This is a genomic window from Pseudaeromonas pectinilytica (genome assembly GCF_054780855.1).
In genome coordinates this window covers 1-11,670 of record NZ_BAAGVN010000038.1, presented here as the reverse complement: position 1 = coordinate 11,670, position 11,670 = coordinate 1, and the positions used below count along the sequence as shown (strand labels likewise).

General features: G+C 42.2%; 10 protein-coding genes, 1 other RNA gene and 4 pseudogenes. 5 read left to right on the top strand and 10 right to left on the bottom strand.

Annotated elements, in window-relative coordinates; genetic code table 11:
- Window positions 1-676 (bottom strand): annotated as a pseudogene (locus ACYVG7_RS03945) (ISAs1 family transposase); the annotation flags it as partial.
- A 632-nt stretch (window positions 677-1,308) separates the two neighbouring features.
- Window positions 1,309-1,428, bottom strand: a non-coding RNA gene (locus tag ACYVG7_RS03940) — RtT sRNA.
- 19 nt (window positions 1,429-1,447) lie between these two features.
- Between ACYVG7_RS03940 and ACYVG7_RS03935 the strand changes: the two genes are divergently transcribed.
- Both ACYVG7_RS03935 and ACYVG7_RS03930 read left to right on the top strand, forming a co-directional pair.
- Window positions 1,448-1,594: a hypothetical protein gene (locus tag ACYVG7_RS03935; RefSeq protein WP_460881940.1), complete on the top strand. Its 147-nt coding sequence runs from the start codon at window positions 1,448-1,450 to the stop codon at window positions 1,592-1,594.
- A gap of 267 nt (window positions 1,595-1,861) precedes the next feature.
- A pseudogene (locus ACYVG7_RS03930) lies at window positions 1,862-2,054 on the top strand (IS3 family transposase); the annotation flags it as partial.
- A 247-nt stretch (window positions 2,055-2,301) separates the two neighbouring features.
- On the opposite strand, the gene ACYVG7_RS03925 reads toward ACYVG7_RS03930, so the two are convergent.
- From ACYVG7_RS03925 to ACYVG7_RS03890, 8 genes and pseudogenes are all read right to left on the bottom strand, one after another.
- On the bottom strand, window positions 2,302-3,531 hold the full coding sequence (locus ACYVG7_RS03925; RefSeq protein ID WP_460881939.1) for a DUF4041 domain-containing protein: 1,230 nt from the start codon (window positions 3,529-3,531) through the stop codon (window positions 2,302-2,304).
- A gap of 14 nt (window positions 3,532-3,545) precedes the next feature.
- Entirely contained in the window at window positions 3,546-4,907 is a 1,362-nt protein-coding gene (locus ACYVG7_RS03920) for a DUF4041 domain-containing protein (protein WP_460881938.1), read from the bottom strand.
- Window positions 4,908-5,148: 241 nt separating this feature from the next.
- Window positions 5,149-5,313, bottom strand: a pseudogene (locus ACYVG7_RS03915) (transposase); the annotation flags it as partial.
- A gap of 705 nt (window positions 5,314-6,018) precedes the next feature.
- Window positions 6,019-6,321: a DUF4156 domain-containing protein gene (locus ACYVG7_RS03910; RefSeq protein ID WP_460881937.1), complete on the bottom strand. Its 303-nt coding sequence runs from the start codon at window positions 6,319-6,321 to the stop codon at window positions 6,019-6,021.
- Window positions 6,322-6,352: 31 nt separating this feature from the next.
- Window positions 6,353-6,802, bottom strand: a complete 450-nt coding sequence (locus ACYVG7_RS03905; protein WP_460881936.1) for a hypothetical protein — start codon at window positions 6,800-6,802, stop codon at window positions 6,353-6,355.
- Between the two features lie 197 nt (window positions 6,803-6,999).
- Window positions 7,000-7,323 carry a DUF4156 domain-containing protein gene (locus ACYVG7_RS03900; protein ID WP_460881935.1) on the bottom strand — a complete coding sequence of 108 codons (324 nt, stop codon included), beginning with the start codon at window positions 7,321-7,323 and terminating at the stop codon, window positions 7,000-7,002.
- Window positions 7,324-7,435: 112 nt separating this feature from the next.
- The gene (locus ACYVG7_RS03895) at window positions 7,436-8,275 is read right to left on the bottom strand and encodes a toll/interleukin-1 receptor domain-containing protein (protein WP_460881934.1); all 840 of its coding nucleotides are present in this window, start codon (window positions 8,273-8,275) and stop codon (window positions 7,436-7,438) included.
- A gap of 1,174 nt (window positions 8,276-9,449) precedes the next feature.
- Window positions 9,450-9,815 (bottom strand): hypothetical protein, encoded by a 366-nt coding sequence (locus ACYVG7_RS03890; protein ID WP_460881933.1) that lies wholly within the window; start codon window positions 9,813-9,815, stop codon window positions 9,450-9,452.
- 873 nt (window positions 9,816-10,688) lie between these two features.
- Between ACYVG7_RS03890 and tnpA the strand changes: the two genes are divergently transcribed.
- From tnpA to ACYVG7_RS03875, 3 genes and pseudogenes are all read left to right on the top strand, one after another.
- Window positions 10,689-10,991 (top strand): IS66 family insertion sequence element accessory protein TnpA, encoded by a 303-nt coding sequence (tnpA, locus tag ACYVG7_RS03885; protein ID WP_460881932.1) that lies wholly within the window; start codon window positions 10,689-10,691, stop codon window positions 10,989-10,991.
- On the top strand, window positions 10,991-11,128 hold the full coding sequence (locus ACYVG7_RS03880; RefSeq protein ID WP_460881931.1) for a hypothetical protein: 138 nt from the start codon (window positions 10,991-10,993) through the stop codon (window positions 11,126-11,128). Before tnpA ends, ACYVG7_RS03880 begins: the two co-directional genes overlap by 1 nt.
- Window positions 11,091-11,273, top strand: a pseudogene (locus ACYVG7_RS03875) (transposase domain-containing protein); the annotation flags it as partial. The gene ACYVG7_RS03880 and the pseudogene ACYVG7_RS03875, both read left to right, overlap by 38 nt.
- Window positions 11,274-11,670 lie beyond the last annotated feature (397 nt).

The following is an 11,670-nucleotide window of genomic DNA, read 5'->3' as shown; positions in this document are numbered from 1 at the left end:
CGGATTGTCGGCCATTTCTCCGTCAACTCTGGCGGTAATTTGGCTTTTAATTGAAACACATAGCGCTCTTCCTGGCGGCCATGCCCACTCTCTTTGTGCTCGACGACAATCTTCTCTTTCTGGGCATCAAACAGTGCCTGGAATTGTGATTGAACGGCTTGATACAACTTCGGTTGGTTCTTTTTTACCTGTACCACCACATGAGCCTTCTTCTCGCTGATTTTTTCCAGTGTGTCTCTCTGACAATGCAGGGCATCAAGCGTGACAACGGCACCTTTGAGTTCAAGAATGTCTAACATCTCTTTGACGGTTTCGATTTCCCCCTTCTTGTTAGGGGTTGCTTTCTGGCTTAACACCAGCCCATTTTCGGTATCGTAGGCCGTGACCAACTGCAGAGCATCCTTGGCATTCCCCCGAAAGGAGCCGCGTAACACCTTGCCATCAAAGGCAATGAGGGGTTTGCCCTGATGAGTGCGCTGTTCATTAACCCAGCACAGCAATGCTTCGAGCAGGGAATCGATGACAATGCAGCGCAGAATGCGGGCAATGNATTCCAGCCCTCGGCACCACTCATGATGGCACTGATGACAAGGAACATGACATCAACCAGGTTATGTTTACGATTGATCTCAGAGCGAGTTTCTTCGACAAGGGTAAGGTGTTCAATCAACGTCATAGCGCGTGCCTCCTGCATGGAGACTCGATTAGATCACAGACGATCTGCCTGTTCAAATTTCATTAACAAAGTGCGATCCCGCCCTGCCCTTGTTATGACGATTGGCATGGCTACCGCAGGGGCTTGCGGCCACCCTATGCCCTGCATCGCACTACGATTCATCTGACCCTCAATAGCAGAGTATTCAAAATTGTCATGGCGGTTTGTGCGTCAAATCAAACAGCGCCGGATTAAAGTAACTTCGGGTGAGTAAATCAGAGGTGGAGTCGGATGAAGATGGCTTTTGCTTGTGGATTGTCCCGTAGAAACCCGAAGCCGTCTGTCGGGCCGAGTGCAGGGGGGAATGGAGTCGGTGCGCGGTCAGGATGACCGTAAGAGGGAGCGTCACGCCATGGATGGCGTGTGGCTCCCGGCCGATGGAGAGCCGCCCGGAACTCGGAGTCTTCCCGGCAGTCGGCATAAACCCGAGCCCGGGATTGCCAAGGGGGAGGCTTTTTCCCCCTTGGCCCGCCGCCGTTCGCCCGAGGTGAACAGATCGGCAGCATCTACCAGGCGGAACCGGATCAAACCGAATCGTCGGATTTGCACAATGAAAAGAGCCCTATCTTTCGATAGGGCTCTTTTCATTTATTTGGCGGTGAGGGAGGGATGATGCGCTGTCGCGCCCCCTGCGGGCCATCGCTACGCGATGTTGTCTCGCTGCGCTCGGCTCGAACCCACGAGGGCTTTCACCCTCCCTCCGCGGGAATTGCAGATACAAAAAGAGCCGCATTGCTGCAGCTCTTCTTTCAAGATGGCGGTGAGGGAGGGATTCGAACCCTCGATTTTTCACAAAAAAGCCAAATTAACTCTTTAAAATCAATTGCTTACGATGAAAATCCATCTAACTTAATTGATGCGATTGTTCCACCTGATTGATAACAAATATAGGTGAATATCGATAAATGTCAATATGCATGTTCAAAGACTCAAAACAGTCGGTTTTGATGACATCAAGGGGCTGGTTTGCTATTAGAAATGACTTCCTGAACAGCCTGATTGGAAGGCGGATAGCGGATAGCGGATAGCGGATAGCGGATAGCGGATAGCGGATAGCGGATAGCGGATAGCGTTAAACTAAACCAAGGCGAAATGTAGTGGTCAAGTAAAACTGTCCACGGTTTTATAAACAGCCAAATACAGCTGCTCATATCTGACATCTACAGCCGCAAAGGGAAAGGCTGAGAAGTACATGAGCAAGAGTCTGGTGAAGAAGAAGCAGCATTACTACTGTAACGGAGCATCATTCTGGAAGCAGCCGCTAGTCTTGCACTTGGAAAATGGCGCACCAATGAAGTCGGTGACGTTACTGACCAAGATGCATGACCTGGGTATAACTACCTCGTGAGGACGGCTTCAACAGTCTGGCAGCACCCAAGAAATGTTATAGCTTGGTGTAACGAAGAGCATCGGCATACCCGCTTCGTCACACCAAGTGAAATAGCGTGGCAAGCTGTTAGACTGCTTACAGATCAGTGCCATGAAGTTGAATCCAGAGCGTCCTAACCAGAACAAAAATAGGTTTAGGAGACACCTTTCTTGAAATACACCGTATGCAAGTACTTCAATGATCAGACAACAGATATTTAGCTGGAGATCTCTAAATTGTAATGTCCAGGGTAATTCACCAGTGCATTAAGAGCATCTTTAGGTATCAGGCGGAAAAACTCCTTTCTGTGATTGACGAGATTCACCCGGCGATTTTTAAATTGGTCATGGAAAAACTTTTCCAGTGTCGGTGCATCATCAGTGTAGATAAATGCATGCACAGTGAAGAAATCGGGTACAGAAGCGTCACCTAGCTCTTTGACCCTATCATTGGGATCCAGGCGTCTAGTCATGCCAATCTTGCAGACTCCCTCCCCAAATGAAACCACATTTGAGATGATGTACACGTAACCTGCACGTGTTTGCTGGGCCAAAGACATCGCCCTCACCTCTTTCGCTCTTAACATCTCCAGCTCTTTTTGGTGAAGAGCCAGTTTCATTTTCTGAGCGTCTGTAGCTTCACTAATTTTCATTAATTCCTGTTTAACAAGATTCTCCATTCGGACCCGATCACGCTCAGCCTTCTCAAGTTCCTTTTTAACGCGTTCTTCATCACGCTCTTCTTCCCGAATCCGCTGGCGCTCCTCTCTTTCCTCTTCTTTAATATCGGCCTTTAATTGTTTAATCTCATAATTTAGGCGCAGTTCAAGCACCTTAAGATCCAGATAGTTCCTCTCCAGGAAAATTTTGACCAGCTTGCTCTCATCATTAATCTCTTGGAACTTGTTTTGGACGCGAGCTATGAGACGATTGATGTTATTCCACTCTACCGCAGCTATGGCGGCCATCACCTCATTGTCCAGGCATCTGATACGCAACCTGATTTCACGGTTGATAAATGTCTTGGCAGCGCCTTTGCGGCCATTTATTGCAATGTCTGAAGGTAAGCGAGATATGCAAGCACGTTTTGAACTTATGATCGCCTTGGCTTTATCCTTCACCTTCTCTAGCTCCGACTCAAGAAAAGCAACGTCCCGAGTGTCGTGAAGGGGCTTATAACTGTTTACATCTATGGAGCCTATCCCAACGTCGTAGGTACTAATAATGCGCTCAAAGTTTTGAAGGGTGTTGCGTCTATCTTTGTACTTCTCCTGTAAGTTAGAGTATGTATTAGAGAGTTTGAACACCTCCGCTTTTAACGTATCGACAGGTCTGTAGCTCATCATTAGCATATCGAACTGTGCCTGAAGTTTCTTGCGGTATAGCGCACTGACGATCAGAGCAACCAAGGCGGTGATGAGGATTAATGATGTGAAGGCAATATTCATGGTTTATCTTTCCCTTATATTGATTCTGGAAGATCAACGGAGGCTGCGCTGTGACTACGGCGCATTCCGAACATTGCTTCCCTCATCAGCTCTGATTCCCTGTACTCTCTGGCATCACATTCGTAATACCAAGATGACTTGATGCCCATATTATCCATAACAGCCTTTACTTCTTCCGGGGAGACTAGGAAAAATTCCTTGCGGTGATTATCTTTGTTGACACGCTTAGAGATGAATGCATTGTGTATGGCCTTTTCTAGCCTTGGGGCGTCTTCCACAAAAGCCAGTGTGTGCACATCAAAGCGGTATGGGACACTTGCATCACCAAGTTCAACCACTCTGTCCATTGGCTCTAGGCGTCGCGTCATCCCTATCTTGCATACACCTTCTCCAAAACTTCCAATATTGGAAATGACATATATATAGCCTGCTCGGGTAATTTGGGCCTGGGAGGTGGCACGTTCAAATTGTGCTTCGAGCTTCCGCTTGTCATCTTCAATTTTCTCGATCTTTAATTCCAACCTCGCTAGATCATCTCCAGCAATCTGCTTTGCCAATTTACGAGCCATCTCGAGTTCTGCGGAGCAATTTTCCAGCTGATTTTCAATCTCATCCTCCTCGTACTCGTCGTTATCTGACATCCGCCCAAGCTTTTTGTTTTGCTCTCGAAGGATTGCTTTTTGCTTTTTCCTAGCTTCGTTCTCTTCATGCTTTCGCTCAAGGTCAGAATGCCAGATTTTGAGTTCATCCTCTTTCACGGAAAGGTATTCTGAGGAAATCGTCACATTGACTGTTTCTGCCAATTGTTCCAGTGCTTTCAAACTCGTTCTGAGCTTGTTTATCGCGACATCGTAGCTACTGTGGCGCATCTTATCCCTAGCCATATCAAATTCGGCGTTGAATGCGCTAATCATCAATTTATTGTAGGTTTTTATCAGTACTTGTCCGTCTGATTTGCTGCCAAACCACTCCCAGTTTGACATGGACCTTGTTGCACGTTGACTAGTGATGAGGTTGTGTTGCTTTTCACGAATCTTTCGGATGGCAGACTTTAGGCTTTCATCGTCATCGATTTTAAAATTTGGCGGAGGTAGGCCAGCCTTGATTTGGCTCATTTGCACCTCAGCTCTATCATAAGCTTGACGTAGCTTCGATAATACAGCATTGCCATTTTCAATCTTTTCCGAAATAGACAACTTGTCCTTCTCTAACGCTTCAATGAGTACTGAAACTGGATTTATCGCCATTTCTTGCGACATGGTGACAATTTTTCTTTTAAGAGATAAAGTTCGATAATATATAACCATTGCTGTTACAAGCATCACAAGAGAAATTAACTCAATAAAGAAAATCTGCTGACTTGAGGAGATGTCCAATTTAATATCCTATCTATTATACCAAAACCAAACAAATACAATTTTCACGGCTTTTATTTTTAGCCAAATGAGCAATCTACGTTAAGACTTTCGCTAGGAAACGTTGCCAATTTTCTAGGCTGTCATTCTCTTCTTCAAGCACAGAGATGCGACGCTTTGGCGTTTGAGTTCATCTTACTCGAGTAACCTACCTTCAGGTTTCGGGGCTTTCTTGGAGGGAGGGCGGCATTCCAAATTTTACTTCACGATACTCTTTGCGCCAACGGGACAACATGAAGGGATGAATGTCCAGAGTTTGTGCGACTTCTTTGACGGAACGAGCCGGATCATGGCTCCAGCGCACGGCCTTAAACTTGAACTCGGTAGTGTATTTGTGAGTCCGTATTCCGGTGATGTAAGCAGGCATCATTGACCTCAATTTCGGTTAGTGATGCGAGTCCACTAAAGCTGGGGGAGTCCAACGCGTAGTTGATTGATTTATTAGGTACGTTCGCGTTTTTTTGCTCTGATCCCAAACAATGCGAAAGTCTCGAAACGATGGCCTAGTAATTTTTATTATTACGCTTTTATCTCCGATTTTATAGGATGAGGTAATATCGGAGAACTGTAATTCGGACTTACAACCTATATAAACATCTTTAAGAACCATATCTTCACTGAAACTCTCAAAGAGAAAGCTGCCATCATTTATTTGGCTGTGATCAAAATATATTATCAGCCATCTCTATTGCTCATAGTGACAGCAGGGCGAGAGCATGCTTCGTATCATTTTTACTCATCAGGTGCATGACGTCGTTAAAAATCCCGCTGGAAAATCAATTTCTCAGCTGACTTATGAAATCTAGCGCGCCATTTTTGAGTAAAAATCATCCAAAATTAATGTGTGATCCCGCCCTGCCCTTGGCAGGGCGGGATCTGTTCTAACTTTTTCAGACGCTGCTCTCACAAAACATCCATAGCTGCATATAAAAGATGGGATGTGCTAAATCATGCTGAGCTTGTATCCTTTCTATTTAGCAAATTGAATACCATGGCAGTGCATGTAGCCAGTTTGCCACCTTAAATAGCAATCTATATTCGTTTGTTAATTTGTCATTTCACGCGGGATGGCCTAGTGACACAAATATGCGTTCATCGTTACTGTTGCTGCATTGCCATTGGCAGACACTTCAGTACCGGTGATTACAATAGCATTAGCACCTAATTTCATAGCCTCATTAGCTGCATTTTCTCTTGCTAGTGCAACATTTTTATCTACGGTAAGACTAAACACTTCAGACCCAGATACAGTGTCAATCAACTTACAATCTTCAGATTGTTTTGCATCAATGACTTTAATTGGAAGTGATGATGATGAGCTGGATGAACAAGCGGATAATAACAGTGCTGATAGCGTGATGGTAATGAATCTCATATTGACTCCAGTTAGTGTATGTTCTTGAATATTAATAACCAAGATTTTGCATGCATTTGTCACGAGCAGCACTGCCTTTGTTCATTATCTCATCATCCCCCAAGCCTTGAGACATTGCCAAACTAATCGCCGAATTTATCTCTTTGGAGCAGGACTCCAAATCCGATTCGACTTTTAATGTCCTAGCTGCCTGATCATTGGTTTGGTAATCAGAGCATATAGAGTTTATCTTTATCATCCACGCATTCATATTTTCAGTTGTACCAGTACTATTTTGATATCTATTTTTTATAGTATGACATTCATTAATAACTGTGCTGATAAGCTCAGTTTTACCTTGCTCTTTGATCATTAAAGATGATAGTGCTAATTTTGCAACATCTCCTTTCATTTCGATTTCGGTATTATATCCATCACTGTTGGCAAGCAATGGCATTGAAGAACAAAAAAAGGCAACCAATATAAAAACAAATCTACACATTGTATAGTATCCTTAGATTTAGATTAGCATATTAATGTTATAATCACATGCTTAGTGAACACGGTGTGTTGTAATTAAAGTTTGTTTTGTAATGCATATATTTCGCACACACTAAATGCGGCTTCATGATTTTATGTGGAGCTGAAGACCTTGCTAATAGTTTGATTTAAAATACATGTCACTACAAATAAAATATATTACTGCTGTTTTTTACATTTGTACACGGATGCTGTTACATCCACAACGTGCCCGTTACCTGTTATATCTGTATCCTCAATTACCATGGCATTTCCACCAAGAGATATTGCTTGTGATGCCAAATCAAATTGTGCTTGTTGTACCTTTGTGTTTACTGAATTAAATGCATTTGTTTTATTTATGGCCATTTGCTGAATGAATTCACACTTTTCTGCCATATGTGATGGAATCACCTTTATTGGAAGTTTCTCCGTTGTCGCTGTTGATGTCGCGCAACCAGTAGCGCAGGCTAATAGGGTAATTGTGAGTGCAAGTTTAAACATCTTTCGTTCTCCTGTTTTTATTTCATAATGTTGGCGCTTGTGCGATACGATTTTTCATAACTTTTACTTGTGGGGCAGCGTAGCTGTTCCATGCCAAGTTTTTGTTATAATTTTACAATAGTAATGACTCAATGTTGGTGATAAACCTATCTCTCTTTCTTTCCCATGTCGTTTGCGACAGCTTCGAAGGAATACCAAATAGTTGTTCAACTTTTTCTTTTAGAAGATTTAGTTTTAGTGACTCGTTAATTTTAAGTCCTTGAGTTAATGGAATAACACCCTTGATATCATCGTAGTCAAATGGAGGAATTAAAATAGGTATATGTTCTTTAGATAAAACCCAGGTTGCTCCCATTTCGCATAAACATACTGGGCTATTCATAAATTGGTCAGACAATATAAAAAACACAAGAGAGTTATCAGATAATTCACTTTTTATTGCATTTAAAAAATCATCACCAATTGTAATTCCGTAACCGTCAACTGACGTGCAGAAAATTTGTGTGGAATCTAAGCCAATAGTTTCTAATAAATCGACAATTTCTGTCACAAATTGAGAGTCTTTTGTTGAGTGACTAATAAAAACCTTAGAAACATCAGAGGTTGTTTGCTTTTCCAAATTTTCTTCACTTGTATTTATGCTTTCTTTGAGTTCTTCGATATATTCATGAATTGCTGTCATTAATATTTTGAAACTTGCATCAAAAGCATTTTTATCGGCAATCTTCTTTTCATAATCTTGTCTATTATCAAAGCTTATTCGACTTGAAAAGAATTTTAAATTGTAAAAATGACCTATTTGTATCGAGCCATTGCCATAAATTGATATAAGTGTTCTTTCAACTAAATTTTTCCAACTTTTAAATTCAGGATTATTGTGATGCTTTTCTTTTACTGTATCAGATTTTTCAATTAGTTTATTGAGCAGTTTCAATTTATTTTGATTATCCAATACAAATCTCCAAAAATTATAACGATTTATTATCCTGAACAAATCCACATAAGAACGCTGAGTTGTGCTTTTTAGTCAGCATTCGCAAGCCGTTGCATGAATCGAACCCCATTTGCTATCAAACTGATACGTCGTGTTTTTTGTATTTATAATCGGCAAAGGCGGAAAATGACCGCCTAGCGTGACATAAGCCCTTCTCGAATCTCATCTTCTGCTGCTCTAGACATGATAGCTAGATGCACCAAAATGGCCCATTAGAAGACAGATCCTGTGTGGATCATAACTAGAGACATTTGATAGTGTTAGCTACCGCAGGGTCGTGTCATTGCACCCACGCATGATTGCCGTTCAGGTCTCTACATGAAGGCTTTTTGAGTCTCTATCCTACTCTTCCCTGTTTTTGTTGAAAATCCTTTTTTCTTGCATGGTACACAAAAACATACTCTTTTTGTGTACCAGGTGATGAACGTATGCATTGAGCAATCTTCGCAAGATACTGTGAAAAACTAATGACATACGCTCAATACACCTCGCTGAACTCGGTCATACACCGTGCCCAGGCAGTGAATTTTCAAGCAGCAGATTGTGAATTGAAATAGCGACGCAGCGATATTTAATTCCAGCTGAAAACCACCTCAACAGAACAACAATACTGCACCCAGCCTACCAAGGCTGAAATTGATTCCTCGCCATTAAAGTTGGCAGGCAAATATAATACTGATGTTCTTTCCATTTCACACCACTAATGTAATCTAAATGATAGGTTATAGCTCGATAGATAACACTGGCTTAATTGAGTAACACTCGCAATTACATCGAAAACAGATATCACATAGTAAACCAGAAACAAAATAATTATTCCATGACCAAGCTTTGCTTAAATCATCCATCAGTCTGCCGTTCAGAATTGATTTTATGTTCAAATTGAGAGGGTATACGCTTTAATGCTGATTTAATATTGGAATATTCTTTCTTCGTAGTAGCATTAAAACCGATCGATTAATTAGAGCAAGCCCGAGCCTGTGCATTTTATGAACATTATCAGTATAACTTAACCAACTCACGACTACAGTGACTTGTTTTATCACTGGCTGTAGCACTCACATCCCTATATTGTGAACGTTTAAACGGTGGTAGTAGCTCTAATTGTCTATTCATTAACAGCCTAATGAACTTACTCGGGAATGATAACGAGCCCTTGTGGTCTTAGAGCCTGGTGGCAATAACCTGCCCCTCCGAGTACTGTTGCTACTTGCTGTTTCTGTTGACGTTTCTGCTTTCTGAGCTTACTTTTCAGATCGTTCACCGACACATTGCATAAATTTGCAACATGTACCTTAGAACATGCATGGTTTAATGCATTCAATGGATAGCGGATATTCCCTTTTATAATATCGCGACAGCATTCACATTTTTCATTTTGGCTCAGCACAAAAATTCTATTTGAATCGTACATGCCATCAGGAAGTAATTTTCCAGAATTCCGCTTTTTAAATAACTTCACTGCCATTATTAGTCTTTTATCATAATCATTTACCATAACTCACCCGCAACTTAATTTAAATCTAGAATAACGTTGCAGGTTTTATTTTTCAATAACAATTTACATCTCAGCTAAATACTATTATTTCCAATAATGCCGTAAGGTCGATAACCATATTAAATCTAATCTCGGTTACACCATCATACTAATCGATATAATTCACAGGACGCTCTTGGTTGAATTCTGAACCCCAGGTGCCACCCTTGTATTCCTTTAGTAGTCAAAATCGCTTCTATAGTGTTTTTATTAATCGTAATGCTATAGAGCATATGGTGCTCACAGCATAAGTTCAGAATTTAATCGCCATTTCTCTTTTTTCTTTTAAAAAATTAAGGAGAAGATATTTATCTAATTTATTTTAAATTTAACATTGACAGATATATTATGTTCATGATAGTTTCTTTAATGTGTGTAATTTATATTAAAATATAACTCTTTTTTATTTATGTCCATTTCTTTATATATTTAATAAGTTTTTACCTAAAACACCCCCCTCCAGCTCTTAAACCAGTGGTTTAATCTTCGCGGAACGCGGTCTTTTAAAAGATTTTTTTGTATACAAATAAAACAGGCGTATATCTTTTTTTTTGAATAAACCACTGTTTCCCTGAAATGTATCCATATGATTTTTAAGAGGTTTTTCAACTTTAATGCAGTTAAGGGGGGGTGCGCTATGGCAAGGTCCGAAGTAATGACACCGGCCTTTGATTGGGAAATTTAGCGCAGTGGGGGCAATATAGACACACATACACGAGCCGAAAACCGGAACTATCTACACTCTGTAAGTAAGCGCCCTTGAATCGGCATCTTTTTTTCCCAAAATCAGCTCGTCACACTCGAAATCCATTACCTCTTCGCTGGATTTTCACTATGACCACTCAAGAACGTGCTGATTTTTGGCGACAGCAGATCACCGCCTGGCTTGACTCCGGCCTCTCCGGCCACGCCTTTTGCAAAAGCCAGGCACTGGTCTATCACCAGTTTGCTTACTGGCGCAAAAAGCTCGAACAGCCTGTAGACTCGGACTCTCTTCCTGGCTTTGTCAGAGTAGCCATGCCTGCTCCTGTCACGAACGAAGTCGGCTTGACGCTCACCTTACCCAACGGGATCACTCTCTCCAGGTTACATCCGGGCAATATCGATTTGCTCGGCGCTATCATGAGGCAGTTGTAATGCGCCCTCGTTACTTGCGTCCGGCACTGACCATGCCGCAGATCTACCTCTATCGGGCTCCTATCGATTTTCGTAAACAGGCCCACGGCCTGGCGGCCGACCTGCTACTCGTTGCTGGAGACAGCCAAAGCCAATGACCTGGAGCCATCAGCGTATATCAATTATGTGCTGGCGCAGATCGGCGAGGCCGATAGCCTGGAAAAACTCGAAGCCCTGCTACCCTGGAACGTCCCGCTGGAGCCCATTGCAAAAAAAGTGGCGCAATACAACGAAGGCAAGTAGGTCGATTTAGCGGCGCTTACAGTGCATCGTGCTGTGCAATGGTTTTTAGTAAATAGTCCTCGGATTCGAACGTGGTCATTAGTGAGCGCCTAACGCTTACCATAAACTGCGCGAGGTACGAGCGTCGGAATTAATGGCGTTGTTATGCACCACCTTCAACCTCTCGCAATATTTCTACCCTTGGCACTAGCCAATCCATAACTGGCTGCACAAAGCCCTCCCATTCAGCTGTATTTGAGAAAATTTCAGCGATTCGGGAGAGGCCGACCCGTTCATCCATGCCAAGTCTGATTAAAATATCGCTTAGGTAATGATGGTTGGCTAATAACATCATGTCGATCGGCCAATAACATCATGCCGATCACTATTTTTCTGCCCGCGTTTATAGCGTCTTTCT

Bases quoted from the DNA above. Each gene is read 5' to 3' on its own strand.
- ACYVG7_RS03925 (WP_460881939.1), bottom strand. From the start codon at position 3,531: ATGAATATTGCCTTCACATCATTAATCCTCATCACCGCCTTGGTTGCT.
- ACYVG7_RS03910 (WP_460881937.1), bottom strand. From the start codon at position 6,321: ATGAGATTCATTACCATCACGCTATCAGCACTGTTATTATCCGCTTGT.
- ACYVG7_RS03905 (WP_460881936.1), bottom strand. From the start codon at position 6,802: ATGTGTAGATTTGTTTTTATATTGGTTGCCTTTTTTTGTTCTTCAATG.
- ACYVG7_RS03900 (WP_460881935.1), bottom strand. From the start codon at position 7,323: ATGTTTAAACTTGCACTCACAATTACCCTATTAGCCTGCGCTACTGGT.
- ACYVG7_RS03890 (WP_460881933.1), bottom strand. From the start codon at position 9,815: ATGGTAAATGATTATGATAAAAGACTAATAATGGCAGTGAAGTTATTT.
- tnpA (WP_460881932.1), top strand. From the start codon at position 10,689: ATGACCACTCAAGAACGTGCTGATTTTTGGCGACAGCAGATCACCGCC.
- ACYVG7_RS03880 (WP_460881931.1), top strand. From the start codon at position 10,991: ATGCGCCCTCGTTACTTGCGTCCGGCACTGACCATGCCGCAGATCTAC.